Here is a 25,474-nt window from a genome sequence, read left to right as displayed (position 1 = left end):
GTTTTATATTATCATTTCTGGAATGTCATTTTCAATAAGTAATTTGCCTGCTGTAGCTTGTTTTATTTCTTCAACACTAACACCAGGAGCTCTTTCTAAAAGTTTAAAACCTCCTTCTGGTAAAACTTCTAAGACAGCAAGTTCTGTTACAATTTTCTTTACACAGTTTATTCCTGTTAAAGGTAAAGTACATTCAGGCAATAATTTTGATTCTCCAGCTCTGTTTACATGCTGCATCGCAACAATAATATTATCAGCAGAAGCAACTAAATCCATAGCGCCTCCCATTCCTTTTACCATTTTACCAGGAATTTTCCAATTGGCAATATCTCCATTTTCAGAAACTTCCATGGCTCCTAAAATCGTTAGGTTTATTTTTCTAGCTCTAATCATTCCGAAACTCATTGCAGAATCAAAAAAGACAGAACCAGGTAATGTTGTAATAGTTTGTTTACCTGCATTAATATAATCAGCATCTTCTTCTCCTTCAAACGGAAAAGGACCCATTCCTAATAATCCATTTTCGGATTGTAATACAACATTTAAATTATCAGGAATATAATTTGCCACTAAAGTTGGTATACCAATTCCTAAATTAACGTAAAAACCATCTTTTACTTCTTTTGCAATACGCTTTGCAATTCCATTTTTATCTAACATAGTTTTTACGGTTTTTGTTGTACAGTTCTTTGTTCAATACGTTTTTCGTATTTCTCACCTTGTATAATACGATTAATGTAGACACCAGGTGTATGAATTTGATTTGGATCTAATTCTCCTACTTCTACTAATTCTTCTACTTCAGCAATTGTAATTTTTCCGCACATAGCTGCAGGATGATTAAAATTAGCTGTCGCCCCACGATAAACTAAATTACCTGCTGTATCTCCTTTCCAAGCTTTTACAATAGCATAATCAGGTTCAAAAGCATATTCTAATAAATATTCTTTTTCAATTCCATGAAAAGTAAATTTTCTTACTTCTTTTCCTTCGGCAACTTCTGTCCCAACACCAGCTGGCGTAAAAATAGCAGGCATTCCATAACCCGCAGCCATTAATCGTGTAGCTAAAGTACCTTGTGGAATTAATTCAACTTCTAATTCACCAGTAAGCATCTGACGCTCAAATTCTGCATTTTCTCCAACATAAGAAGCTATCATTTTTTTTACTTGGCGTCCTTGTAATAATAGTCCTAAACCAAAATCATCAACACCAGCATTATTACTAATACATGTTAAATTATTAATCTTCTTATCAACCAAACCTTGAATTAAGTTTTCTGGAATACCAGACAATCCAAAACCTCCAACAGCTAGCGTCATTCCGCTTTCAATACCGTCCAAAGCTTCTTCAATGCTGTTCACTTTTTTGTTTATCATTTTTTTGCGTTTGTTTATTCTATGCTAAATATAATAATTTTATAAAAAGAATTAAGAATTAAGAATTAAGAATTAAGAATTAAGAATTAAGAATTAAGAATTAAGAATTAAGAATTAAGAATTAAGAATTAAGAATTAAGTTGTGCCTTAAACACATTACCACATTACCACATTACCACATTACCGCATTACCACATTACCGCATTACCACATTACCGCATTACCACATTACCACATTACCGCATTACCACATTACCACATTACCGCATTACCACATTACCACATTACCGCATTACCACATTACCACATCACCACATCAACACATCAACACATCAACACATCACCACATCAACACATCACCACATCACCACATCAACACATCACCACATCAACACATTAACACATTACCACATTACCGCATTACCACATTACCACATTACCACATCATCACATTAGCTAATTAAGCACTTAAAGTAATTTCTGTATCTTTGTAAAAACACAAATTATGGCAGAGTATATCAGAATTCATCCTGAAAATCCACAACCCAAAGCAATTGAGCAAGTTGTAAAGATTCTACAGAATGGTGGTTTAGTTATATATCCATCCGATACTGTATATGGATTAGGTTGTGATATTACCAATCTGAAAGCAATGGAAAAATTAGCTCGTTTAAAAGGAGTTAAGTTAGATAAATCACAGTTTTCTATCGTTTGTAATGATTTAAGCCATTTATCTCAATTTACTTTACCGATAGACAATAGTTCATTTAAGATTTTGAAAAGAGCTTTACCTGGTCCTTTTACATTTATTATGAACGCTTCTCGTAACTTACCAATTGCATATAAAGGAAAAAAAACAGTAGGTATTCGTGTACCAGATCATTTAGTTCCTCGAGAAATTGTAGAAAAACTAGGAAACCCTATTGCTTCGACATCAATTTATGATGAAGACGAAATCGTAGAATATACAACTGATCCCGAATTAATTTTTGAGAAATGGGAAAAATTGGTAGACGCTGTTGTTGATAGCGGATACGGTGACAATGTAGCATCATCTGTAATAGATTTAACAGATGGAGTAGAAGTCTTAAGAGAAGGAAAAGGAGATATTGAAGATTATTTATAATTAACAATAAAAGATTAATAGATATTATTTTAACTAAAAAAATCACTCTTCATGAAGAGTGATTTTTTTTATTCTATTTAATTTACTGGAGTTGGCTCATTAGGCATTGGAGTTAATGGAGTTGGAGGAGTAGTTGATCCGCCACCGCCACCGCCAGTGTTTCTTGTTTTTGTTCCATAGGTAAATGATAAGTTGGGATTACCAAAGTCTGTACAAGTTACAATGGTATAATCTCCACTAATTTCGTAAGTTTTATACCCATTTTCATTGCATTGTAATTTTTTCATTTGATCTTTCGTTGGAATTAAATGATCTACAGAACCATCTCCTGGCATAGGAAAATTTAAATCTTGTCCAAACGAAAATCCGCTTAAAACTAACGTGGTAACGATAAATAATTTTTTCATTCTTAATAATTTAATTGTTTATTTAAAAATAGTAAATGATATTAAATAAAACAATAAGCTAAAAAAGAAACTTATTAATTATCGTATTTTTCTCGTAAATAAAGCATTAATAAAGAATGATTCTCCTTGCCAATCACTAATATTACTGGCATCTTTTCCTATAAAATCTATTCTAGAAATTGTTAATGTTAACCTAGTTTTACCATTTACATTATTAAAACCACCAAAAGATGCGATGAATACATCTGGATAGTTAGAAGAATTACCAATTGTAAACATAGGATGCAAATCTGTTAAATCAAATGGTGTTCCTTGATATTCGTAAACAATTGTCATTTTACTCGGTTTTACATATTCACTTCCACTTATAGAATATTTTGTACTTGTAGACGAAATAATCCACCATGTATCTGTACCTGAACCCGAATCATATTTTGCTGAATTATGATTGGATATATTCGCAGAAAAATGTGGTATTTTAAGCGTTGTTCCATATAAATCTACATTAGGAGAATAGGTGATACCTAAAAAAGATAAATCCCATGTAGCAGATGTGCTTCCTGTATTTTTATTATTTACAATTTCTACATAATTACCTGGCTCTATAACAAAACTAGTTAAAGGAGTACTTGTTGCTCTAATTGTATTGTTTCCAGACGGACGCACTGTAACTTTTTTACTCGTTACATTTTTTAAACGATAAATTCTACCATTAAAGTTATTGATGCCTGTAGAAATAGGAGGCAACGTAATTGTAGCATCGCTTGTACCATCGTATGTAACATAATAATCATCAGCACCTAAAGTAGTGTCTGTTGTTATTTCTTTAAATGCAACTTGTAAAGAACCTTTAATATCTAACGTACTTGTAGGATTTTCTGTTCCAATTCCTACTTGCGCATTTAAACTGTTAAGCATCATAACTGAGCTTAATAACACTAATAATTTTTTCATTTGTTTAATTTTAAATTGTTGCCAAATGTAGCAATTGAAAATTCCTAACAAAATGATTTTGAACGTGTTTTGCTAAAGTTTATTGAGTAAAAACTGTCTACTTTTAGTAAAATTTAATGAATAAAAATTATGGATTAGATATAAAATTTATTGAATTTAAATTAGAAGATGAACTCCTTATTTATTAAGTAGTTTATAAAGTATATAATTAATTTAAAATATTAAATTTGTAAAAAATAATAAAGATGGGTGTAGCAGAATTATTACAAAAAAGAAAAAAGGAACTAGCAGAAAAAAATGCTGCTGAAGGTTTAGCTTTTAGAGAAGCATTCAAACAAAATGAGAATGTTATCGAAACTCCATCTGGTTTATTATACGAAATTATTACAAAAGGAGATGGTGTAATGCCTGTAATGAGTGATACAGTTCTTTGCCATTATCATGGAACTAATATAAATAACGAAGTATTTGATAGTTCTGTACAACGCAAAAAACCAGCAGCTTTTCCTTTAGAAAATGTAATAAAAGGATGGGCAGAAGGTGTTTTATTAATGCCTGTTGGAAGCAAATATCGTTTTGTTATAAATCCTGAATTAGGATATAAGAACAGAGAAATTTCTAAAGAATTGGGACCACAATCCACTATGATTTTCGAAATAGATTTATTAGGGATTTTATAGTTTAATAATTATCCAGTTTTTACTGGAGTTTGCATGTTGAGCTTGTCATGTTGAGTTTGTCGAAACATTTATAGAATCCTTATATTATTCTTCGACAGGCTAAGAATGACATATAGAATTAATCAAAATTGTACTTATTTAAAAAAGTTTAAACAACTTTAATGTTTTAGATAATTATCTTAATCTATTATCTCCATTTATCCATCTCAAATCTAACAGAGAATATATTAGAATATAAACCAATTCCACTGTTACCAAAATTTGTTAAGGCATAATCTATAGAGATTCCTTTGTATTTAAATCCTACACCAATGTTTGGTTGTATTTGAGTTTGTTGCTTACCGTTGAACTGTTCTATTTTCTGAAGATTATTTAATCCACCACGAACAAAAATCATCTCATCATAATTTAATTCAGCACCGACTTGCGGAGAAATAGAGAATCCTTTTCCAGAAATAGCAGCATTTGTTTGTTGAAACTCAACACTAAGATCAACCTCACCTAATAGAGATAATCGGTCGTTAAAATCGAATCGTTTTCCCATACCAAATTGTATTTTAGGCATTGTTAACTCAATATTTTCTGCTGGTAAATCATTTAAAATTGTAGGTTCACCATCATTTTGAGGTTCATCAATAACAATCTCTTTTACTTTCTGTTTGTTAATACTCCATGCATTAAAAGTAGTTGTAATATCACGAGCCATAACACCAAAAAACATTTTGTCTTCTGTGCGATATTGTATACCTAAATCAATTCCAAATCCAAAACCTTGTGCAAATTTCCCAATATGTCGGTAAATAACTTTTGCATTTGCACCAAATTGTATGTATTTATTATTGAAAACATTTCCTGCATAAGACATTGTTAATGCATAATCTGCAGTAGAAAACTTAGAAATTCTATCGTAATTTACATTTCCTTGGTTGTCGATTAACTCTGTTGTATTTAAAATATCATCAACACCAAAACGCATCAAAGAAAAGGCAATTGTAGAATTACTTTCTCTTAATGGAATAGCCACAGCAGCATAATCAAACTTTGCTATCGACTGAAAATATTCTGCATGCATGGCAGATGCTTCCCAATCATAATTTACTTCTGTTAAACCAGCTGGATTCCAATAGGCAGCATTTGCATTACCTATATTGGCAACAACTGCATTTCCCATAGCAAATGAACGTGCGTCTGCACCAATATTCAAAAATTCATTTGAATATTTTCTAGCTGCCTGAGAAAAAACAAATTGACTTGTAATTAACGATAAAATAAAGAATGATTTTTTCAAAATAATTTGATTACGAATATAAAAACTCAAAATTAAAGGTTTTATTGTGTTTAAAAAGGATTAGGATAGTTTTTTGTTTGTATTTTTGTCTAGAAAAATTCATTTATGAAATTAATTACAATACCAAATTTATTAACTCTTCTTAATCTTTCTTGTGGCGTTTTGTCGTCAATTTTCATTATTTCTAGTAATGGAGAAATTACTACAACAACTGTAACTATTGTTATGGTTTTAATGATTATTTCTTTGGTTGCAGATTTCTTAGACGGAATGGTTGCTCGATTAATGAAAATTGGTAGTCCAATAGGAAAAGAATTAGATTCTTTGGCAGATTGTATTTCATTTGGAGTTGTTCCTGGTTTAATGTTATTTTCTATGTTTAATCATTTATCTGTTGATTTTATTTATGAAAATCCTAATCTAAAAATTGCAGCAATTTCATTATTCGCTTTTCTAGTTCCGGCTTTTTCAGCTTTAAGATTAGCAAAATTTAATTTAGACGAAGATCAGGCAACCTATTTTAAAGGTTTAGCAACACCATCTAATACATTGTTTATTTTTTCAGTTTTTTCTATTTACTATAACAATGGTAAAATTATTAATACAGAAATAGATCCTTATTTATTAATTTTAATTTCTATTGTTTTTAGTATTTTATTAATTATAGATTTACCATTATTTGCCTTAAAATTTAAAGGATTGAGTTGGGCAGAAAACTATTATAAATTCATATTTTTGATTATTACAATTGGTTTATTAATTTGTTTACAAATTGTTGCAATACCAATTATTATAGTTTTATACATTATGACCTCAATCATATTCAGAAAAGAAATTACAAAATGAAACTAACTAAAAATATTTGTTTCTTTGATTTAGAAACAACAGGAACTAATGTTTCTAAGGATCGTATTGTAGAAATTGCAATAGTAAAAGCATTTACAGACGGAACAAAAGAAGTAAAATCGTGGAAAGTAAATCCTGGAATTCCAATTCCACCAGAAACAACACTTATCCATGGTATTTCTGATGAAGATGTAAAAGACGCTATAACATTTAAAGAACTTGCACCAAAAATTATAGAAATGATTAAAGATTCTGATTTAGCAGGATTTAATTCTAATCGTTTCGATATTCCTTTATTAGCAGAAGAGTTATTACGTAACGGATTCGATTTTGATTTAACAAAACATCGTCCTATAGATGTACAAGTTATTTTCCATAAAATGCAACCTCGTAATTTAAGTGCAGCTTATAAATATTATTGTGATAAAGATTTAGTAGATGCTCATTCAGCAGAAGCTGATACCTTAGCAACATACGAAGTCTTAATGGCACAAATAGAAAAGTACGATGAGTTAGAAAATGATAATAAATTTTTAAGTGAATTTTCTTCTCAACGTAAAACGGTTGATTTAGCTGGTTTTGTACAAATAGATGAAAAAGGAAACGAAGTTATTTCTTTTGGTAAATACAAAGGACAAATTGTTTCTGATGTATTTGCAAAAGACCCTGGTTATTATAATTGGTTACAAAATGCAGACTTCCCACTTTATACAAAAAAGGTTTTCACTAAAATTAAATTACAAAACGGATTCTAAATTATGAAAATTATTTGTGTAGGAAGAAATTATGTAGAACATGCTAAAGAGTTAAATAATGATGTTCCAGATTCTCCAATGTTTTTTATGAAACCAGATTCTGCCATTCTTAGAAAAAACTTTCCATTTGTAATACCAAGTTTCTCTAAAGAAATCCATTTCGAAACAGAAGTTGTAATTAAAATAGATAGAGTAGGTAAAATGATTCAGCCTCAGTTTGCGCATCGCTATTTTTCTGATATCGCATTAGGAATAGATTTTACGGCTAGAGACGTTCAACAAGAATTAAAAGAGAAACGTTTTCCTTGGGAAATAGCTAAAGCATTTGATGGTTCAGCTTTCGTTTCAGATTTTTTTCCAAAAGAAAAATTCGATTTAGATAATCTTTCTTTTAAATTAGATCGAAATGAAGTAAATGTACAAACAGGTAATACAAAAGAAATGATTTTTAATATCAATACTTTAATTGCTGAATGTTCTAAATATTTTACATTAAAAAAAGGAGATTTAATATATACTGGAACACCAGCTGGTGTTGCAAAAATTAATTCTAAGGATAAATTAGAAGGATACTTAGATAACGAAAAAGTATTTGAAGTTAATGTTTTGTAAAATATTCACATTATAAAATAAAAACAAAACCCGATAGAAAGCTATCGGGTTTTATTTTTGAAATTTTATATGTTTATCAATTAAGATTCATCAATTCTTTTGCCTGATTAAGCGCTGCATCTGTAACTTCTGAACCAGAAATCATCTGAGCAATTTCTGTTAATCTTTCTTTTTCAGATAACTCTTTTACATTTGTTTGTGTAGTTTCACCAACAACTTCTTTGTAAACCTTTACTTGATGATTTCCTTTAGATGCAACTTGTGGTAAATGTGTAATAACAAATAATTGCATATTCTCAGCCATTTTTTGCATTACTTTCCCCGTTTCATTTGCAACTTTTCCAGAAATACCCGTATCAATTTCATCTAAAATTAAAGTAGGTAAATGTTGATGCGTCGCAAGTAGCTTCTTTATAGCTAACATTAAACGTGATCGTTCCCCACCAGAAACAGATTTTTCGAAAATTCTAGGTTCCATTCCTTTATTAGCAGAAAATAAGAATACAACTTCATCTTTACCAGTTAAGGTAAAATCTGAAGTTTCGTTTAATTGTATTGTCAATTGAGAATTTTCCATTCCTAATTGTGCAAGCGTTTCTAAAATATTCTTTTTAATTATTTCAATAGAAGAAGTTCTATTTTTTCTAATCTTAATGGCTTGCTTTTGTAATTTATCAGAAATAGAATTTAATTCTTTATTAAGATGAATAATTAAATCGCTTAAATTATCAAAACCAGAAGTTTGGCTTTCGAGTTCGTCACGTTTCTCAATTAATTCTTCTATTGTAATTACATGATGTTTTCTTAGTAACTGGTGAATTAAATCATGACGTTCAGTAATTTCTTGTAAACGTTCAGGATTAATCTCTGAAGCCTCAATTAAAGAACTCATTTCGTTAGAAATATCTTCTAATTCTATTTTAGAAGAAATTAAACGATCATAAATTAAATTGTACTGTGTATTAAAATCTGAGATTTTATTTAGTTTGTTACTCGCTTCATTTAATTGAGAAATAATTCCCATTTCTGGATGCTCCAAAAATTGGTATGTTTCATTTAATGTAGAAATTATTTCTTCTACATTAGACAAAGATTTTATTTCAGCTTCTAACTCATCTAATTCTCCTGCTTTTAGAGAAGCATTGTTTAGCTCTTCCCATAAATGCAATTTATATTCTAAATCTTGAGATTGATTTTCTAACGAGTTTTGTGCTTCTTTAATTTTTTTCTTCGTAATGCTATACTGTTCAAAATCTGTTTTATATTCTTTTAGAATCTCTTTATTATTCCCATAAATATCTAACATTGATAATTGAAAATCAGCTTCAAAAATTTTTGGTGTATTAAATTGAGAGTGAATATCAATTAATAATTCAGACAATTCATGTAAAATAGAAACCTTTACAGGTGTATCATTTACAAAAGCTCTCGATTTTCCTGAAGGCAATAATTCTCTTCTTAAAATAGATTCGTCTTCGTAGTCTAAATCGTTTTCTTCAAAGAATTGCTTTAAATCTAAATTATGAATATCGAAAACAGCTTCTATAATACATTTTTCGTCAGCATTTTTAAGTGATTTTAAATCGGCTCTTTCACCTAAAACTAACTTTAAAGCTCCGATAATAATAGATTTACCAGCACCAGTTTCTCCAGTAATGGTTGTCATACCAGCATTAAAATCAATTTCTAATTGATCAATAATAGCAAAATTGTTTATACGAAGCGTTCTTAGCATTTACTTTTTCATTTTATTCCACTGCGCATCACTATATCTTGGCGCAAGAGCGTTTAAAATTTCTTTTAATTTTTCTATATTAACTGTAGAAGGTTGTCCTCCTGAAAATATCTGACCAATTTCGTTATTTTTTGCAGTTAAGAAAAGTTCTAAAGGATAAAATTGAGAAAAATTTCCACGTTGGTAAAACTCTAGTTGTAATAATGTGTTTCCAATTGTATTTTTTGCACGTGTTTCGCTATCCGACATTAAGTCTAAACCATTTCTATGATATTGATAGCTTATATTTCTTAAAGTTGAATTATCATTTTTTAAGATGTTATTAATTAATGCCATACGAGATTTTAATCCGTCCATTTCGCTCCAACCAGAAAAACTATTGCTAGCTTGTGCAAAATCAGCAATTCTTTTAGACATTTTAAAATATTCTGTTCCACCTTCTTTTGTAAAAGTGTCTGCATCATATGCTAATATCAAATAAATGTAGTAAGTAATAACATCTGTTAAGTTCTTATTACTAAACTTTCTATCATTAAAAATTAATTCTTCGAACTCTTGGTATTGAAAAGAAAAATTATCGTCAGATAAATTAAGAACTGGAGTGTAGTAAGTAGAATTAAAAACAGGTCTTCTAGATTGTACTAAAATGTTTGCTTTAAATTTATTTCCTTGTCTTTCTAAAACATTAATAACAAAATTAGCTTCTATTCTTTCGTGTGTTTTTAATCGTTCGCTGCTCCATTTTGTAGAATTTATAAACGTTGTTAAAGACTTTTGTAACGTTTGATAAACTTGCGTATTTGAGCCTTGTACCATTGAGTAATCTACTTTTACATCAGCGATTAAATTTTGCGAAAACGCAGTGATTGCGAAGCAAATCGAAAAGAAAATAGTAGCGAATTTCTTCATGTTAGTTCTTTATAGTTTAGTTATAATAGTATTGATAATATCTTTTGCAACATCTGTTTTTGTTTTAGCATCAAATTGTTGCATAGATAAATCTTTATCAATAATTGTTATTTTATTTGTATTCTTCTGGAAACCAGCTTCTTTATCTTGCATAGAATTAAGAACGATAAAATCTAAATTTTTCTTGATTAATTTCTTCTTTGCATATTCTTCTTCATTATTTGTTTCTAAAGCAAAACCAACCAATAATTGATGGGTTTTGATTTCGCCTAATGATTTTAGAATATCAGGATTTTTAATCAATTCAATTGTCATGTTATCATCATTCTCTTTCTTTATCTTTTGTTCAGCTACATCCTTTGGACGATAATCTGCAACTGCTGCAGACATTATCACAACATCTACGTTGTTAAATTCTGCATGCATGGCATTATACATATTATTTGCAGAAATTACATCTACACGTCTTATAGGATATCCAACAACAGATTCGTGGCTTGGACCACTAACTAAGGTAACATCTGCACCTAAGCTAGTTGCAACTTTAGCAATTTCGAATCCCATTTTTCCAGATGAATAATTACCAATAAAACGAACAGGATCTATGTTTTCGTATGTAGGTCCAGCAGAAACTAGAATTTTTTTACCATAGAGTGGAAGAGAAGCTGCTATAGATTTTTCTATAAACTGAATAATATTTTCAGGTTCTGCCATTCTTCCTTCACCAACTAAACCACTTGCTAATTCACCTGCCTCTGCAGGAATACAAATATTACCAAAAGAAGTTAGTTTTTCGATGTTTTCTAAAGTAGATGGATGTTTATACATGTCTAAGTCCATTGCTGGAGCAAAATAAACAGGACATTTAGCAGAAAGATAAGTTGCTAATACAAGATTATCACACGTACCGTCTGCCATGTGAGAAAGTGTATTGGCTGTACATGGAGCAATAATCATATAATCTGCCCAAAGCGCATATTCCACATGATTATTCCAATCGCCTTTTTCTCCAAAAAATTCCCATTCAACAGGATTTTTAGACAAAGTAGAAAGTGTTAGTGGTGTTACAAAATTTTGTGCATCAGGCGTCATAATAACTTTTACTTCTGCACCAGTTTTGATAAGTCCTCTAACAAGAAAAGCGGCTTTGTAGGCCGCTATTCCGGCAGTAACTGCCAAAAGAATTTTTTTGCTATGTAAAACAGACATTATTTATCCTCATTTGGATTTCTGTAATATACGTCATTGTCTAACCATTCCTTAACCGCGATTGAAGTCGGTTTTGGTAATCTTTCGTAAAATTTAGAAACTTCGATTTGTTCTCTATTTTCAAAAACTTCTTCTAAAGAATCTGTATGTGCAGCAAATTCATCCAATTTCTGAATTAATTCAGTTTTCATTTCTTGGTTGATTTGTTCTGCTCTTTTTCCCATAATAACAATCGACTCGTATAAGTTTCCTGTTTTCTCATCGATTTTATTACGATCATAAGTTTGTGTTGTTGGTGCTGCACCTATATCCTTGAAATTCATAATGAAAGAATTAAAATTTTATTATTTTATACTATTATTCGTTGTTTATAAAGAAGCTTGTTCAGCTTCAACTTTTTTTCTTGCTGCTTCTATGTTATTTAAAGCTGTTTTAGTTGCAGTAATATCTTTTTCAATTTTTTCTAACAATTTACCAGCCTCATCTTTAAATTTAGTTTCTGGATAATATCTTGTTAATAAAAGATATTGAGTTTTAGCATCTTGTAAACGTAATTCTTTGTTTTCTAAACGAGAAAAGTTTAAACTTAATTCTGCTTTAGAACGTAAAGAATACATCATAGCTTCTTCTCTAAATTTAGAATCTGGATATTCATCGATCATGTTATCGAATGCAACACCAGCTGCTTTATATTTCATCGTTCTGTAATAAACTTTAGAAATTTCGAAAGCTTTTAATTCTAATTTTTGTCTAAGTTCTGTAATATAATTATTGGCATCATTTACATGAGCAGATTCTGGATATGTATTGATGAAACTTTGTAACTCATCAATTGCTGTATACGTACTTGTTTGATCCAAGTCATATTTCGGCGAATCTTTGTAATATGAGAAAGCAGATTTAAATAGTGATTCTTCTGCACGGCTATCCATTGGATAAGCACCCGCAAAACTTTTAAATTGATGACCAGCTAAACGAAAGTTTTTTTCGTTAAAATTAGCTTGCGCCATATTATGAGCAATATCTGCTGCTTTTTCTGTTCCTACAAAAGATGTCGAAATTTTCTCGTACAATTCATTTGCTAAATCATATTTACCACTTTCATACAACTGTGTTGCTAGGGTAAAAATTTCATCTTTATCCGTACTTTTCATCGCTTTATTGTAAGTCTTATTACAAGACATTACAGAAGCGCCAATTAAAACTATAAGGCTTAGTTTTTTAAACATTCTGCAAATTTAATAAAATTTGAGGACTAAAGTATAAAAAATATTCTCTAATCCTCTTAATAAAATCTCAAAATTTTAATTTATTCTCCTGCTGGCGCAACACTTATTGTTACAATATCACGATCAAATAAATATAATCCACCTTTATCAGAACCAATAAGGTCTAATTTATCTAATATATTTCTTGCTAATTTTTCTTCTTCAATTTGCTCAGAAACATACCATTGTAAGAAATTGTGAGTTGAATAATCACTTTCTTTTAATGTTAATCCTACGATTTCGTTAATAGAATCTGAAACGAAAATTTCGTGATTAAGAATTGCTGTAAATATATCTTTTAATGTAGAAAAATCTTGTTTTGGTTCTTCTATTTGAGGAATGTGAGCTTTTCCACCTCTTTCATTGATAAATTTTACCAACTTTAACATGTGTGTACGCTCTTCGTCAGCATGTCCATATAAGAAATTTGCTGTTCCTTCTAATCCTTTAACTTCTGCCCAAGAAGCCATTGCAAGGTATAATTGAGAAGAGTCACCTTCTAATTTGATTTGCTTATTTAAAGCTTCTAATACATTGTCTTTTATCATAGTTGTTTGTTTTAAATATTTATTAATAATTGATTTATTTTGTTAGTTAACTCTTCTGAAGCTGGTACTAAAGGTAATCTAGTTTGAGCTGAACAAATTCCTTTGTTAGATAAAACTGTTTTAATTCCACATGGATTACCTTCTTCAAAAATAGCTCGAGTAATTTCTACCGCTTTATAGTGTTTTTCATAAGCAGCATTTACATCTCTATTTAATCCTTCTTTTATCATCGAAGAAAATAATTGAGGAAGCCCTTGTGCTATAACAGAAATAACTCCAGATCCTCCAGCTAATACCATAGGTAAAGCATATTCATCATCACCTGATATTATATGAAAATCTTCGCGATTGTTTGTTCTTAAAATATCTGTTGACTGCAAGAAATTTGGTGAAGCTTCTTTTATTGCAACAATATTTTTAAATTCATTTGCTAAACGAATTGTTGTTTCTGGATCTATGTTAGAACCCGTTCTACCAGGTACATTGTACAAAATAATATTGGCATCAGTGCTTTCTGCAATAGCTTTATAATGCTGATAGATACCTTCTTGGTTTGGTTTATTATAATAAGGAGAAACAGTAAGAATTGCACAATATTCGCTTAAATCAGTTTCTTGGTATTCTTTTATAACTTCAGCAGTATTATTGCCTCCAATTCCTAAAACTAATGGAACACGTTTATTATTAGCCTTCTTTATAGTTTCTATTACCTTTTTCTTTTCATCATTTGTTAATGTTGCAGCTTCAGCTGTTGTTCCTAATATAACCAAGTAGTCTACACCACCATCTATATTATAATTAACTAATTTTTCTAAACTTACGTAATCTACGCTACCATCTTCATGAAAAGGTGTAACTAAAGCAACTCCTGTCCCAACTAATTGTTTCATTTTTTGAAATGTATTATTAAATATTAATAATAAGGTTAAAATTCGGAATTATATCTTGAATAATCAAATTATGGACTAAATCTCTAATTTGTCTTAGATTAAATCTAAAGTACGATACAATTTGTTTCAAAATTAATGAATTATTAATTGTCTATGAAATTTAAGTTGCTGTATAAAAAAAATAGTTATTCAAAAATTTGAATAACTATTTTTTATCTTTTAATAAAAACTTCTTAGTTTAATGTGTATTTAAATCCTAAAGAGAATCTTCCTGCTTCAAAATTAGAATCGTTAGATAAATTCCACCAAGGTTTCCAATCGAAATGGAAAGCTAATGGAGCACTAGGAATTTTATATTCTAAACCTACTTGTGGACGAATAGCGAAATACGTTTTGTCATCAAAACGACCTCCGTCAACAAAAGATAATTGTGGACCAACACCTACAAACCAGTTTAATCCGTTTGCACCATTTATTGACTCATTATATGTATAATCAGCTCCTAAAGTTGTTATTCCATCACCAAACATAACTTGTACGTTACCTGCATTTCTTCCATCGAAAGAATGTTTAAATTGAGGTCCGAATAATGTTTCACCATCACCTAAATCAACAACAAGTCCTAATGCATTTTTATAATCTTGTGCATTTGCTTGAGCAACGCCTAATACCATAACGGCAGCTAATAATAATTTTTTCATTTTATTTATTTTAAACTATAAAACCATTTTAACATTTACAAAAAGCGTGCTAGTTTTGTTAAAATTAACAAAAAAAATATTAAATATTTTTTAAGTAGTTAAAATTCAATAATATAAAATCTTGAAAAATATTTTTATTTTTTCAGTTCCTTTATTCGAGCTTTGTTTCGTCCATCTAATAAAGATACACATGCCCAAATAGCTGCTGGTAGCCAGCCAATAAGTGTTATTTGCAAAATAAAACAAACGATAGCATGTAAAATTTTTCCTCTTAATAAAAAAGATAATGGAGGAAGAAGTATAGCAATAAGAATCATATGTATAAAATTATATTTTCATTAATAACCAAAACCAAGCACTATTAACATCTCCTTGTTCTAATAATTTGGCTACAACTTGATGTCTAACTTCAATCGGTTTAAATTTTTCTAAATCTAAACGCTCTTCTAGTTGATGTTTAAATTTTTCAACCATTTCATCTGTAGGTAAAGTTTCTACATTTCCTAATTGACCTAAATTATTTCCTGTTAAGAATTTTGAGTTTTTTACTTCGGTTGGTAAATTGTCAATTCCTAATCCGATAGTTCTTGTAGGCTTAGCTACTTCGAAAATAGATTCAGGTATTAGTCGAGAATAAAAGTCATCTCCTAATCTGGCAACTAAGTCTAAATCGTAAGGAGATACATTTTCGTTTTCATCTAATAATTCTTCTCTTACATGTATACGTACTATTTCAGCAATAATAAGGTTTGCTGCTCCTGGTTCATTTGTTATAGAAATTACATCTCTCACTTTACATTCTAACTGAAAAGGACTTTCCGCAACACGAGGAGGTTTTACAATTTCGGACGGAATAGCTGTTAATCCAGCTTTCTCAAATTCATTCACTCCTTTTGGATATTCAACGCTTGCTAATGATTGTTGTTGTACGATATTATAATCTACAATATTTATAACACATTCAGAATGCTCTAAAATATTATCTAACGTGTGCTTTGTTGATCCGTCTCTCATTTTGCGTAAAGGAGAAAATACACAGATAGGTGGATTTTGTCCCATTAAATTAAAAAATGAAAACGGACTTAGATTTACATTGCCATCTTTATCTATTGTACTTGCAAAACAAATAGGGCGAGGCGAGACAGCATGTTTTATTAAATTATTGAAAGTTTTTGTATTAGGTTCAAATGACTTTGTAAGCATCTTGAATGATATTTTTTGTTGACCTAAAGATGTGCAGAATTTATCTAAATTCCTAATTAAAGATTAACTAGTGGTATTTAAGTGGTATATTTGAAAAGCGAGAGGGTAAACAAATCCAACTATTTATGGTTACTGAAACAAAGTTTGAGTAATCTTTGCGTGAAAATTAATTGAGAAAATATTAGAGTGTTTAATATTTTTTTAAGTGTCTAATGATGAATTGAATAAAAAAAATGCCCCGAAGATAGTCGAGGCTCTAAATGTTTTCACAACGGATGAAAATATCTTTATTTTCTATAAAATACTTAATATTAATAATATACAAATTAACTTACTATTTATCAATTACATATACGCTTAATTTAAGTGTGTGGTAAAAGGTAATTGTATGCAATAAAGTGGTGTAATAAGTTTAAATATGTATTTTTGTTTGCGTAGAATTTAAATTACGCAAACAATGATTAGTGCTCAAATTATAGTTGATCCTAGAATTGCCACAAAGAAAGGTTATAGATTAAGAATTAGGATATACGAAATCGGCAGTAGATCTTACAGACATATTTCACTTAAAAAGTATCAGCAATCTAAAGAATTAATTAATGATATTGAAGTTAGAAGAGTTCAATTTGAAATTGATGGGAAGATAGAATACTGTAACAAAAATAAATTAGATTTAGATGCTGCGTTTGAAGTTTTTAAAAACGGCATACCTATTAGTGATGAAGATTTAGAAATTAAAGTTTTAGAAGCTAAATTATTAGAATTAAAGAGGAAAAGAGAAACTATAGGATTTGTAGCTTTTTATAATTTATTTATTGATAATAAGACGCAAAAACACGAAAATGTAAATTTATTTAAATCTGCTTTAAACCATTTCAAGATGTTTTTAACGGCTAAGAAAATAAATGATATAGATATTAATCAAATTGATTACAGTCTTGTTAATGATCTTGATTTATATTTTAAACAACATGAGAGTGAAAGAAAAATTAAACAACTTTCTAATAGAACTATTAATAGTTATTTTTTAAGATATGCAATTGTTTTTAATGAAGCTCATAAGTATGAAAAATACAACGTCAAAGCTGAGAACCCTTTTAAATTAATTAAACGGAAAGCAGTAGAAGAATCAAATGTTAAGAAGAATTATTCTCTAAATTCACTCAAAAAATATTTTAATACTGATTTTGATGATTTGGGTTCTAATTTGTTTTTTTCATATGATCTGGTAAAGAAAATACATATGTTCCAATTATTGATAGGAGGTGTAGACTTTGAAGATCTATCTCATTTAAAATGGTCAGATATAAAGGATGGAAGAATAATATTTAAGCGACACAAAAATAAAAGATTAAATAACGGAGGAAAAACAATTAGTAATAAGTTATTCGATACTGCATTACATATAATTGATGAATTAGGAACTAAAGAAAGTCAATTTATTTTTTCATTCATTCCAAGTGTTAAAGAAGATTATAAGGGATATCGTTTAGCTATTGAAAGATTTAATAATTCGTGCAGAAAAATAGATAAACAATTTTATTTTTCAGATAGTAAACTGAGGTCTAAAACAATGCGATATACATTTAGAACTATCGCTGGAAATCTTATGATAAATCAAATGATTATTGAAAATTTAATGGGACATTCTAACAATAGTGTATCAATGGGGTACCAGGGAGCTACACCTTATGAAATTCAAGATATGGAGCATTTAAAGATAATTGAAACAGTGTTTGAATAATATATTATCATCCAAATACTGTCAAAAAACAGCAATAGTTTTACCGTTTTTTTTGAACATAATAGTTTCATTTTGATTATGTTTGTTTTTAAATAAAAAACCTAACACATGAACATGAAACTTAATGAAATTGAAAAACTAATTGATTGCTATTCATTTAATTACAGAAATTCCTCAATGAAAGATATTGAAATAGGGGAGTTAATTAAATTAGATATAAACAATTTAATAGATGAATATAATGAACCAGAAAATTGGGAATTTAATAACAACTCAGGTATCTGTTTATTTTTAAATGCAGAAAAAACTATAATACATATTATTCAAGCTGTACAATTAGGTCCTGGTATTTCAGCACATTTTACTTTATCTGGTTTAAAATCAAATTGGAAGAAAAATGAACCCAAATTTATATTACCTATTAAAGTTCCTGATGAATCTAATTTCGAAAGACACTCATTAAAAGATTTTTTGATAAATCATAAAAAGTTTTATAAAATATAGCCATGTATACTCATTAATGAGTATATTTAAATCAAATAAAATTTTTAATGAAAATTGATGTTTTAGATCTAGATTGGAAAAAAAGGCAGTTAATGCTTGAGATTGAAAATGAGAAAAGTCTTTATTTACAAAGTTTAATAGCTAGAGTTCTTTTTGATATTATACAAAATAAGAAGATACCTTATTTTGAACGTTTAACAGAAATTTATCTTCATGTTAATGATTTAAAAGAGCCTAATAATCCTAATTATTTTAGATTAGATTATCCAGAGAACCTAGATATTTTAAAAGAATATTACAAAGAAGTAATTAAAATCATTGATGAAATTATAGAAAAACAATAAAGCTCTTTAAAAGAGCTTTTATTTTTTATTTATCTGTGTATTTAGATTTTTCTTTTTTGTCTTACTAGATTATTTACGACTCCAAGAATCAACACAGTATCTTCTTCATTTAATTGAATAGCATCTAGTTTAAAATTTATTTACTCTCTATTTGCTCTTTCTTCTTTGTTACTTTGACATGAAAACACATAATTTATTGAATTATAAATACAATAAAATTAGAAAATTATTACAATTTATTTAGGTAATTATATATTATTCTAAAATATTTTTTAGTGTTTAGAATTTTTTTAATAACAAGGTAAAAAAAGCTTCAAAAGAAGATTTTTGTATTGTTATTTACGAAAGACAAATAATAAAACAAATTTATTAATGTTGTTTTTGGGTTAAAAAGAAACCCTTAAATTAAGGGTTTGTCTATTAATAAGGTAAATAAAAATCAAAAAAACAAAGTATAAATAAACTAGAAAGAGATATAAATATAAGATCTTTCATTTGAAAACCATACCAATTAAAAGTTGATTTCATAAATCTAAACCTTCCAATTGTATTATCTAGAATAAGCCATAAAAGACCTACACTAACAATAAACGTTGCAATAACAGAAATTGTATTTAATAGGATGTTCATTTTACTTATTTTTATATTGTAAAATTATAAAATTATTTTGGTAAATCTTGATTCTTATCGAATTGTTTTAAAAAATCTTTTAATTCCTCAGGATCTTTAATTTTTAAACTATTCTTATATTTATTCCAAATATCTTTTTTCATAGCATCATTCGTTACTGCTTGATTTTCTGAAATTATTCTTTGACTTCTATCATCAAGAAACTGAGAAATCGAAGTTATTAGTCCAGGAATTCCATTAGTTTTAATTGAAAAATCACCATATTCTAGACCTCCACCCATTGTCGCAATAATTAAGGAAGCAATCAGGATACCTTTTTTAGTTTTTGATTTTAAATCTACATTTCCAGGACTATTTATATTAACAGATACTTCAAAATCATCAGATGAAACGTCACTAATATTGTAATGATTACAAAATTCATCAACTAAATCTAACAGCTCAAATCCTAGACCAAATAAATCTTTAGCCTTTACAACCTCTGCCTCAACTCTTATAACATTATGAGCTTCATCATTAATAACAAATAAGTCATTCAAAGACCGTTCAATTACTTCTGCATAACTACTTATATCGCAGATAGCCTGGTGGTTAGTGAACATTTTGTATAAATATGGGTCAAGTCTATCACGTCTTATTTCTTTGATCCATTTTACACGTTTTAATAAAGGATAATCATAATCAAAAACTCTTTTTTCTTCAGGTTTTAATTCTGCAATTAACCCTTCCGTTATCTCACCAAAACTAATTATTTCTGAATTTGTAGAAGGGATAATAACTATATCACCTTTTTTTAACTCTTTGTAAAACTTATAAACTTGTCCAGCTATTAAACCTAACTTACGTGGAGTAATATCGTCATCTAAGTCAAATTTATCATAATAATTTGATAGCTTTTGTTTTAGTTTTTCTAGAGATTCTTTTTTATTATTTTCATTACAAATATCATTTATCTCAGATAATTTTATCTCTGAATGATCTAATCCAACAATTTTATAATCTATAAATAAGTCATATAAACTTCCAGATTGTGTTCTGATTAACCAGTATTTCTTGTATTCAGAAATAGTAAATAAATTATTTGATAATTGTTCTATAACATCTTTTATTTCAAGCTCGTTCATTTTAGAATTAATTTTTGCAAGATTAATATTTAAAAGAATTTAAACCTTACGGTTTTCCGTAAACCCATAAAATAACTAATAGATCATCGCAATTAAAATTTATTATTATAGATTTAAAAAATTACTAAATTTATTATCTTATAATATAAATCTAGTAAGTGAAACTATTTGAATATGTAAAAAGGAGAAATGGAGTTCCTATTGGAAATGCAAAGTCACTGCAGTATAATTTGCAAAGATCAATCGGTGCAAAAAACTTTTCTACATTTTGGAATTTTTGGAATCCTATTTTTGGATACTATCTTGGGGTAAATGTGTTTAAGCCTTTAAAAAGAATATTTCCGACAACAATTTCTTTAATTTTAACATTTATTTTTTGTGGAATGATTCACGATTTTGTTACCATATTATTTAGAGATGATTTATCATTATTCTTTTCTGTTTGGTTCTTATTTATGGGAATAACTGTTGTAGTAACAAAGTATATAAATTATGACTTGTCAGAAAAGAAATGGATCTATCGAGCAATTACAAATGTATTAATAATAGGGTTTTGCTTACTAATTACAATTCTATTGAATGGTTTTGTGAAATTTTAATGATTTGTATTAAAGTAAAAACTTGATAACCTTGCGGTTTTTCATAACCTCATAAATAACTAGAAAAGTGTTGACTAGTTTTGTAAAATTAATTATTTGAAACAGAAATAAGAGGTATATTTATATTGCTTTTAAAGTGTTTCAATTTTAAATGGATATTAATCATAGCTAATATAAACTCTAACTAAAAAAAATAAAAATTTATGAAGAAAATTTTATTTATCAATGTAATGTTTTTGTCTGTTTACACTTTTTCACAAGTAGGGATAAATACGCCTATGCCGCAAGGTATTTTACATGTAGATGCTAAAAACAATAATTCCACTACAGGATCGCCAACATTAGAGCAGCAGTCTGACGATTTCGTAGTAAGTGCAAATGGTAATATTGGTATTGGTACAACAAATCCAGATACTTCTGCTATTTTAGAATTAAATGTAAATCAATTAGCTGATGGAAATAAAAAAGGATTTTTAGCACCAAAATTATCTTTAAAATCAAGAGTTGATATTTCTACTATTCCAAATCCAGCTGTAGGACTATTAATTTATAATTTAGGGATTGAACCTACATTTACTTATAAAGGCTATGTGTTTTGGAATGAAACAGAGTGGAGAGCGATTGATGGATCATCTTTAGCTGAAGGAACAATTGGATCGATTACTTGTAATTCAGTTACATTAATACCTAGTAATTATACTACTGGAGTACCATACAATGGAACCATGAATGTACCATATACTGGAGGAAATGGAGGTACATACCAAGCTCAAACATTAGGGCCCATTAATGGTTTAACTGCGAGCTTATCTGCAGGTAATTTTGAAAATGGAGCTGGCGCTTTAAGTTATAATATATCAGGTGTACCAACAGTATCAACACCTAATACTACAACTTTTAATATTTCTTTAGGTGGACAAACTTGTAGCGCAGTAATAGGGGGTGGAGATGTTATTTCACCTGGTGATTTAGTTTATTATAGAACGATTATACCAGCCTCTGTAGGTGGAGGAGGAAATAATGCTACAACTAGCTCTAACTGGATGAATTTCTATGCAAGTGATTTACCAGTCATAGGAGGTAAGCTAAGGCTTGACGGATATTTTAGTGCTCCTGTTACTGGTTCTGGTACAATTTCATTCAATCCTAGACTTGTTAATGTTTCAGATAGCCCAGTCAGATTTTTCTTTAGTGCAATGACAACAGTTGATAATTTCAATACTGCTAATATTGTTTTATCAGCAAATGGTGGATGGGTGAATCTCGACAATGGGATTTATAATGGTTATGGAGAAAATAACACTACATCAAATCCTAGTGCAGCAGTAACTTCTGTTGGTCAAGCTAATACGGAGGTAGTTACAGTGGATTTATCATTAGATGATAAATGGTATAGAATTTATTATTATCCCATAATTGATAATAATAACACTACTTCAATTGCAGATGATCAAAGAAAAATATTCTTATCAATTCAAAGATTATATTAAACTATAACTAACATTTTAATTAAACAAAAGCTCCTTTTGGAGCTTTTGTTTAATTTACAAATTAAGATTAAACCTTTATTATAGACGAGAATCTATCTTCAAAATTTACAAATATTAATTCACAAAATCTTCCAAAATAATCACCTTCTAAATCACTTAAATTACTTTTAAAGCCATCAAATGTTATTACCTCTACTTCAAGTTTAGTATTATTTTCTATAGATTGTAATTTAATCACTCCTTTATCTCCACATTGACTATTGTGAATTAAATATTTATATTTTTTATTTATATATATATATCCCAATTTTCAAACTCTCCATTAATGATCATCTTTATGATTTTATCTTTTAAACCATTTGCTCTCGATACTATAAAATGCAATTTCATATTTTAGATTTTATAGCAAAATTAAAACATATAAAAAATTAAACCTTAAGAGTTTCCATAACTATAGAATATTATAAGTTTATGATATAAAAAAAGCTCCTACTGGAGCTTTATTTATTTCTTGATTTTATTCTTGTTTACAACATACAAAGTTTTAATACTATACTTTATCGTAAGCTTTTTTATCATAAGAATTCTTGATTTTATCATTTATAAGAAGGTTGGAATCAATATTATTAAAAAGTGTATATTTCTCAATTAATGGTTTAAATTTTTCCCTTCCATTTTTATGTAAACAATTATAAAATAATAATATTTGTTCTGAACTAGATAATTGAGCTCTAGCTATTGAAATATATCTATTTTTGTCGATGTCATCTGTATTATCAATTAATTTGATGATGTGGTAATATGTCCTAAAATAATGGCTTAAATGATTTTTGTGGCTAAGGTAAAAATCTTCATAAGTGCTAATTACAATATCTAACTCATTTTTATTTTCTCTACGTTTTCTATACATTAAATTATATTCTAATATTCTATCCAATTCTATTGCTAGGTAATGAAAAGATTCTCTACCTTTATTTATAAAATCATCCATAGAATTTTGTATCTCCATAGAATTTACAATTGAATGAAATAAACTCAACATTTGAAAAAAAGTATTTTCAAATTTTTGAATTTTTAAAGTATCATTTTGAAGAGTCATTTCTAACCTTTGATTCTTTAATTCTAACCTGTTTTGTTTTAATTCATATTGATTGTATAATATTTCAAGTTGTTGTTGTAATAACTGTTGTTTTTGACCTAAAAATGCAACGTAAACAAATAACAAACCTGCTAACGACCATATTGCAGCAACTGAACCTGAAAGAAAATCTCCCAATTCATTTAAATTAAATTTATTATTAGGTTTATTTAAACTTTGTATTCTGAAATAATAAACTGTTGAAAATAATAAAATAATAAGACCAAATACTACTAAGAACCATGCAGTGCCAATGTAAAACTTAATATCTTTCTTAAGTTTTTTTACTTGAGATTTAATTTTTCTCTTTTTAGTTTTTAAACTTAAATCCCATTTTTCTAATATTAAATCAGAATTATCTTTATTACCTTCGGTCATTATAAAAAAGGATACGTTATTTAATTAAGTAGAGTGTAGTTATTTTGCAATACTAATATTTATAAGAATTTAAACCTTACGGTTTTCCGTAAAACGATTTTAAATTTTTATTTTTAAAACATTTAGATCTCTTTATATGTAGTTTATTTTCCTTTAAAGCACAACAAAAGCTCCGAAGAGCTTTATTTATTGTTTATGAGATTAATTTAGGTAAATAATCTAATGCTGATGGATCTCTTTCTTTAAAATATTTTTGAGCATTTTTAGGAATCCATACATCATAAACGAATTTTCTAAAAATAGGTATAGCTTCAATAGGATACATTCTTGCACTTACATCATCTCTATCATCAGGGAATGAATGATCGTATAATTTATATAAATCTTTAAATTCGGAATCTATACTTTTTAAATATGTAGAAAACATTCTTCCAACAGAAATATCTGGATACATTCCTTTTCCTGTTTCTCCTTTGTCTGGTATTCTATATCCGTGTTTTTCTAATTCAGCATAAAGAGTTACAAATAATTCACTTATAACTGAGAAATAATTTCTGTCTATTTTATGAAAATTATCTTGATATCTTACATAGAAGTTAGGTACTTCTTCTCTGTTTATTTTACCGTAGAAACCTTTTTTACGAATAGAAGGAACAACTTCTTCGAATAACCAATTTTCAAAATCCTCTGCTGCTGGAAGTTGAGATTTAATTATTAAACGATAGACATTAGGTTCGTTTATTAAGGTAAAGATTTGATTTCCACTAGAAGTAGGGATATCGTGTTTCACGACACCCTTAGGTTTACAATGTCTACCGATAGCATCAGATGCATTTTTATACCCTAATGTTTTAGCTACGTCTGTAGCGGAGAACCATATTTCACCTTCTATTTCTACTGTTCGTATTTCATTGAACATTTGTTCTTGATCTGATTTATGGAATTTATGTATAGATAATTGCATAATATATACTTTCTGCAAGTATAACCCCTTAGGTGTACATAAAAAAAAG

Annotated in this window: 30 protein-coding genes; 10 read left to right on the top strand and 20 right to left on the bottom strand. The window is 28.5% G+C overall.

Annotation, left to right across the window (positions count from 1 at the left end):
- Positions 1-3: 3 nt before the first annotated feature.
- Positions 4-660 carry a 3-oxoacid CoA-transferase subunit B gene (locus tag BUA86_RS07525; protein ID WP_072931327.1) on the bottom strand — a complete coding sequence of 219 codons (657 nt, stop codon included), beginning with the start codon at positions 658-660 and terminating at the stop codon, positions 4-6.
- 5 nt (positions 661-665) lie between these two features.
- Positions 666-1,379, bottom strand: a complete 714-nt coding sequence (locus BUA86_RS07520; protein ID WP_072931326.1) for a CoA transferase subunit A — start codon at positions 1,377-1,379, stop codon at positions 666-668.
- A 505-nt stretch (positions 1,380-1,884) separates the two neighbouring features.
- On the opposite strand from BUA86_RS07520, the gene BUA86_RS07515 reads away from it, so the two are divergent.
- Complete coding sequence (locus BUA86_RS07515; protein WP_072931325.1) at positions 1,885-2,505, top strand: L-threonylcarbamoyladenylate synthase; 621 nt, start codon at positions 1,885-1,887, stop codon at positions 2,503-2,505.
- 77 nt (positions 2,506-2,582) lie between these two features.
- On the opposite strand, the gene BUA86_RS07510 is transcribed toward BUA86_RS07515, so the two are convergent.
- Both BUA86_RS07510 and BUA86_RS07505 read right to left on the bottom strand, forming a co-directional pair.
- On the bottom strand, positions 2,583-2,912 hold the full coding sequence (locus tag BUA86_RS07510) for a hypothetical protein (protein WP_072931323.1): 330 nt from the start codon (positions 2,910-2,912) through the stop codon (positions 2,583-2,585).
- Between the two features lie 78 nt (positions 2,913-2,990).
- Entirely contained in the window at positions 2,991-3,866 is an 876-nt protein-coding gene (locus BUA86_RS07505; protein ID WP_143147263.1) for a hypothetical protein, read from the bottom strand.
- Between the two features lie 245 nt (positions 3,867-4,111).
- Here BUA86_RS07505 and BUA86_RS07500 point away from each other — a divergent pair, with 245 nt between their 5' ends.
- Positions 4,112-4,546, top strand: coding sequence for an FKBP-type peptidyl-prolyl cis-trans isomerase (locus BUA86_RS07500; RefSeq protein WP_072931319.1), 435 nt, complete (start codon positions 4,112-4,114; stop codon positions 4,544-4,546).
- Positions 4,547-4,733: 187 nt separating this feature from the next.
- On the opposite strand, the gene BUA86_RS07495 is transcribed toward BUA86_RS07500, so the two are convergent.
- Positions 4,734-5,834, bottom strand: coding sequence for a putative type IX sorting system protein PorV2 (locus BUA86_RS07495; protein WP_072931492.1), 1,101 nt, complete (start codon positions 5,832-5,834; stop codon positions 4,734-4,736).
- Positions 5,835-5,939: 105 nt separating this feature from the next.
- Here BUA86_RS07495 and BUA86_RS07490 point away from each other — a divergent pair, with 105 nt between their 5' ends.
- From BUA86_RS07490 to BUA86_RS07480, 3 genes are read left to right on the top strand one after another with little or no spacing between them, the layout of a single operon-like run.
- Positions 5,940-6,680, top strand: a complete 741-nt coding sequence (locus BUA86_RS07490) for a CDP-alcohol phosphatidyltransferase family protein (RefSeq protein WP_072931318.1) — start codon at positions 5,940-5,942, stop codon at positions 6,678-6,680.
- Positions 6,677-7,435, top strand: a complete 759-nt coding sequence (locus BUA86_RS07485; protein WP_072931316.1) for a 3'-5' exonuclease — start codon at positions 6,677-6,679, stop codon at positions 7,433-7,435. Before BUA86_RS07490 ends, BUA86_RS07485 begins: the two co-directional genes overlap by 4 nt.
- Positions 7,436-7,438: 3 nt before the next feature.
- Positions 7,439-8,047, top strand: a complete 609-nt coding sequence (locus tag BUA86_RS07480) for a fumarylacetoacetate hydrolase family protein (RefSeq protein ID WP_072931314.1) — start codon at positions 7,439-7,441, stop codon at positions 8,045-8,047.
- A 76-nt stretch (positions 8,048-8,123) separates the two neighbouring features.
- Here BUA86_RS07480 and recN read toward each other — a convergent pair whose 3' ends face one another.
- The 10 genes from recN to BUA86_RS07430 all read right to left on the bottom strand — a co-directional run bounded on the left by recN (position 8,124) and on the right by BUA86_RS07430 (position 16,510).
- The gene (gene recN, locus BUA86_RS07475; RefSeq protein ID WP_072931312.1) at positions 8,124-9,782 is read right to left on the bottom strand and encodes a DNA repair protein RecN; all 1,659 of its coding nucleotides are present in this window, start codon (positions 9,780-9,782) and stop codon (positions 8,124-8,126) included.
- Positions 9,783-10,691, bottom strand: coding sequence for a type IX secretion system protein PorD (gene porD, locus BUA86_RS07470; protein WP_072931310.1), 909 nt, complete (start codon positions 10,689-10,691; stop codon positions 9,783-9,785).
- Positions 10,692-10,700: 9 nt separating this feature from the next.
- Positions 10,701-11,900, bottom strand: a complete 1,200-nt coding sequence (gene coaBC, locus BUA86_RS07465; RefSeq protein ID WP_072931308.1) for a bifunctional phosphopantothenoylcysteine decarboxylase/phosphopantothenate--cysteine ligase CoaBC — start codon at positions 11,898-11,900, stop codon at positions 10,701-10,703.
- A complete protein-coding gene (locus tag BUA86_RS07460) occupies positions 11,900-12,223 on the bottom strand; it encodes a DNA-directed RNA polymerase subunit omega (RefSeq protein WP_019973784.1) in 324 nt (107 codons plus the stop codon). Before BUA86_RS07460 ends, coaBC begins: the two co-directional genes overlap by 1 nt.
- A 45-nt stretch (positions 12,224-12,268) precedes the next feature.
- Positions 12,269-13,129 (bottom strand): outer membrane protein assembly factor BamD, encoded by an 861-nt coding sequence (locus tag BUA86_RS07455; RefSeq protein ID WP_072931306.1) that lies wholly within the window; start codon positions 13,127-13,129, stop codon positions 12,269-12,271.
- Positions 13,130-13,209: 80 nt separating this feature from the next.
- Positions 13,210-13,716 (bottom strand): ferritin, encoded by a 507-nt coding sequence (locus tag BUA86_RS07450; RefSeq protein ID WP_072931304.1) that lies wholly within the window; start codon positions 13,714-13,716, stop codon positions 13,210-13,212.
- Between the two features lie 11 nt (positions 13,717-13,727).
- Positions 13,728-14,606 (bottom strand): 4-hydroxy-tetrahydrodipicolinate synthase, encoded by an 879-nt coding sequence (gene dapA / locus BUA86_RS07445; RefSeq protein ID WP_072931303.1) that lies wholly within the window; start codon positions 14,604-14,606, stop codon positions 13,728-13,730.
- Between the two features lie 233 nt (positions 14,607-14,839).
- On the bottom strand, positions 14,840-15,307 hold the full coding sequence (locus BUA86_RS07440) for a hypothetical protein (protein ID WP_072931301.1): 468 nt from the start codon (positions 15,305-15,307) through the stop codon (positions 14,840-14,842).
- 134 nt (positions 15,308-15,441) lie between these two features.
- Positions 15,442-15,624, bottom strand: coding sequence for a YqaE/Pmp3 family membrane protein (locus BUA86_RS07435; protein WP_072931299.1), 183 nt, complete (start codon positions 15,622-15,624; stop codon positions 15,442-15,444).
- Between the two features lie 10 nt (positions 15,625-15,634).
- Complete coding sequence (locus BUA86_RS07430; protein ID WP_072931297.1) at positions 15,635-16,510, bottom strand: flavin reductase family protein; 876 nt, start codon at positions 16,508-16,510, stop codon at positions 15,635-15,637.
- Positions 16,511-16,967: 457 nt separating this feature from the next.
- Between BUA86_RS07430 and BUA86_RS07425 the strand changes: the two genes are divergently transcribed.
- From BUA86_RS07425 to BUA86_RS07415, 3 genes are all read left to right on the top strand, one after another.
- Positions 16,968-18,254, top strand: coding sequence for a phage integrase SAM-like domain-containing protein (locus BUA86_RS07425; protein ID WP_072931296.1), 1,287 nt, complete (start codon positions 16,968-16,970; stop codon positions 18,252-18,254).
- 108 nt (positions 18,255-18,362) lie between these two features.
- Complete coding sequence (locus BUA86_RS07420) at positions 18,363-18,758, top strand: hypothetical protein (RefSeq protein ID WP_072931295.1); 396 nt, start codon at positions 18,363-18,365, stop codon at positions 18,756-18,758.
- 47 nt (positions 18,759-18,805) lie between these two features.
- Entirely contained in the window at positions 18,806-19,102 is a 297-nt protein-coding gene (locus BUA86_RS07415) for a hypothetical protein (RefSeq protein ID WP_072931293.1), read from the top strand.
- 420 nt (positions 19,103-19,522) lie between these two features.
- On the opposite strand, the gene BUA86_RS07410 is transcribed toward BUA86_RS07415, so the two are convergent.
- Positions 19,523-19,732, bottom strand: a complete 210-nt coding sequence (locus BUA86_RS07410; protein WP_072931291.1) for a hypothetical protein — start codon at positions 19,730-19,732, stop codon at positions 19,523-19,525.
- A gap of 32 nt (positions 19,733-19,764) precedes the next feature.
- Complete coding sequence (locus BUA86_RS07405; RefSeq protein WP_072931289.1) at positions 19,765-20,856, bottom strand: hypothetical protein; 1,092 nt, start codon at positions 20,854-20,856, stop codon at positions 19,765-19,767.
- A 158-nt stretch (positions 20,857-21,014) separates the two neighbouring features.
- On the opposite strand from BUA86_RS07405, the gene BUA86_RS07400 reads away from it, so the two are divergent.
- Positions 21,015-21,455, top strand: a complete 441-nt coding sequence (locus BUA86_RS07400; RefSeq protein ID WP_072931286.1) for an acyltransferase — start codon at positions 21,015-21,017, stop codon at positions 21,453-21,455.
- 203 nt (positions 21,456-21,658) lie between these two features.
- Entirely contained in the window at positions 21,659-22,945 is a 1,287-nt protein-coding gene (locus BUA86_RS07395; RefSeq protein WP_143147262.1) for a hypothetical protein, read from the top strand.
- 67 nt (positions 22,946-23,012) lie between these two features.
- Here BUA86_RS07395 and BUA86_RS07390 read toward each other — a convergent pair whose 3' ends face one another.
- The 3 genes from BUA86_RS07390 to BUA86_RS07380 all read right to left on the bottom strand — a co-directional run bounded on the left by BUA86_RS07390 (position 23,013) and on the right by BUA86_RS07380 (position 25,425).
- Positions 23,013-23,252, bottom strand: a complete 240-nt coding sequence (locus tag BUA86_RS07390) for a hypothetical protein (protein WP_072931282.1) — start codon at positions 23,250-23,252, stop codon at positions 23,013-23,015.
- Between the two features lie 243 nt (positions 23,253-23,495).
- On the bottom strand, positions 23,496-24,461 hold the full coding sequence (locus BUA86_RS07385; RefSeq protein ID WP_072931280.1) for a putative phage abortive infection protein: 966 nt from the start codon (positions 24,459-24,461) through the stop codon (positions 23,496-23,498).
- 193 nt (positions 24,462-24,654) lie between these two features.
- On the bottom strand, positions 24,655-25,425 hold the full coding sequence (locus tag BUA86_RS07380) for a BRO-N domain-containing protein (RefSeq protein ID WP_072931278.1): 771 nt from the start codon (positions 25,423-25,425) through the stop codon (positions 24,655-24,657).
- Between the last annotated feature and the right edge of the window lie 49 nt (positions 25,426-25,474).

Source organism: Chishuiella changwenlii, from assembly GCF_900142565.1.
GTDB classification, from domain to species: domain Bacteria; phylum Bacteroidota; class Bacteroidia; order Flavobacteriales; family Weeksellaceae; genus Empedobacter; species Empedobacter changwenlii.
Note: the sequence above shows the minus strand (reverse complement) of the source record. Positions and strands in the feature narration are given on the sequence as shown.

Bases quoted from the DNA above. Each gene is read 5' to 3' on its own strand.
- BUA86_RS07410 (WP_072931291.1), bottom strand. From the start codon at position 19,732: ATGAACATCCTATTAAATACAATTTCTGTTATTGCAACGTTTATTGTT.
- BUA86_RS07490 (WP_072931318.1), top strand. From the start codon at position 5,940: ATGAAATTAATTACAATACCAAATTTATTAACTCTTCTTAATCTTTCT.
- BUA86_RS07385 (WP_072931280.1), bottom strand. From the start codon at position 24,461: ATGACCGAAGGTAATAAAGATAATTCTGATTTAATATTAGAAAAATGG.
- BUA86_RS07405 (WP_072931289.1), bottom strand. From the start codon at position 20,856: ATGAACGAGCTTGAAATAAAAGATGTTATAGAACAATTATCAAATAAT.
- BUA86_RS07480 (WP_072931314.1), top strand. From the start codon at position 7,439: ATGAAAATTATTTGTGTAGGAAGAAATTATGTAGAACATGCTAAAGAG.
- BUA86_RS07430 (WP_072931297.1), bottom strand. From the start codon at position 16,510: ATGCTTACAAAGTCATTTGAACCTAATACAAAAACTTTCAATAATTTA.
- BUA86_RS07415 (WP_072931293.1), top strand. From the start codon at position 18,806: ATGAAAATTGATGTTTTAGATCTAGATTGGAAAAAAAGGCAGTTAATG.
- BUA86_RS07455 (WP_072931306.1), bottom strand. From the start codon at position 13,129: ATGTTTAAAAAACTAAGCCTTATAGTTTTAATTGGCGCTTCTGTAATG.
- dapA (WP_072931303.1), bottom strand. From the start codon at position 14,606: ATGAAACAATTAGTTGGGACAGGAGTTGCTTTAGTTACACCTTTTCAT.
- BUA86_RS07515 (WP_072931325.1), top strand. From the start codon at position 1,885: ATGGCAGAGTATATCAGAATTCATCCTGAAAATCCACAACCCAAAGCA.
- BUA86_RS07425 (WP_072931296.1), top strand. From the start codon at position 16,968: ATGATTAGTGCTCAAATTATAGTTGATCCTAGAATTGCCACAAAGAAA.
- BUA86_RS07500 (WP_072931319.1), top strand. From the start codon at position 4,112: ATGGGTGTAGCAGAATTATTACAAAAAAGAAAAAAGGAACTAGCAGAA.
- BUA86_RS07395 (WP_143147262.1), top strand. From the start codon at position 21,659: ATGAAGAAAATTTTATTTATCAATGTAATGTTTTTGTCTGTTTACACT.
- porD (WP_072931310.1), bottom strand. From the start codon at position 10,691: ATGAAGAAATTCGCTACTATTTTCTTTTCGATTTGCTTCGCAATCACT.
- BUA86_RS07510 (WP_072931323.1), bottom strand. From the start codon at position 2,912: ATGAAAAAATTATTTATCGTTACCACGTTAGTTTTAAGCGGATTTTCG.
- BUA86_RS07505 (WP_143147263.1), bottom strand. From the start codon at position 3,866: ATGAAAAAATTATTAGTGTTATTAAGCTCAGTTATGATGCTTAACAGT.
- BUA86_RS07460 (WP_019973784.1), bottom strand. From the start codon at position 12,223: ATGAATTTCAAGGATATAGGTGCAGCACCAACAACACAAACTTATGAT.
- coaBC (WP_072931308.1), bottom strand. From the start codon at position 11,900: ATGTCTGTTTTACATAGCAAAAAAATTCTTTTGGCAGTTACTGCCGGA.
- BUA86_RS07525 (WP_072931327.1), bottom strand. From the start codon at position 660: ATGTTAGATAAAAATGGAATTGCAAAGCGTATTGCAAAAGAAGTAAAA.
- BUA86_RS07450 (WP_072931304.1), bottom strand. From the start codon at position 13,716: ATGATAAAAGACAATGTATTAGAAGCTTTAAATAAGCAAATCAAATTA.
- recN (WP_072931312.1), bottom strand. From the start codon at position 9,782: ATGCTAAGAACGCTTCGTATAAACAATTTTGCTATTATTGATCAATTA.
- BUA86_RS07520 (WP_072931326.1), bottom strand. From the start codon at position 1,379: ATGATAAACAAAAAAGTGAACAGCATTGAAGAAGCTTTGGACGGTATT.
- BUA86_RS07440 (WP_072931301.1), bottom strand. From the start codon at position 15,307: ATGAAAAAATTATTATTAGCTGCCGTTATGGTATTAGGCGTTGCTCAA.
- BUA86_RS07435 (WP_072931299.1), bottom strand. From the start codon at position 15,624: ATGATTCTTATTGCTATACTTCTTCCTCCATTATCTTTTTTATTAAGA.
- BUA86_RS07485 (WP_072931316.1), top strand. From the start codon at position 6,677: ATGAAACTAACTAAAAATATTTGTTTCTTTGATTTAGAAACAACAGGA.
- BUA86_RS07420 (WP_072931295.1), top strand. From the start codon at position 18,363: ATGAACATGAAACTTAATGAAATTGAAAAACTAATTGATTGCTATTCA.
- BUA86_RS07380 (WP_072931278.1), bottom strand. From the start codon at position 25,425: ATGCAATTATCTATACATAAATTCCATAAATCAGATCAAGAACAAATG.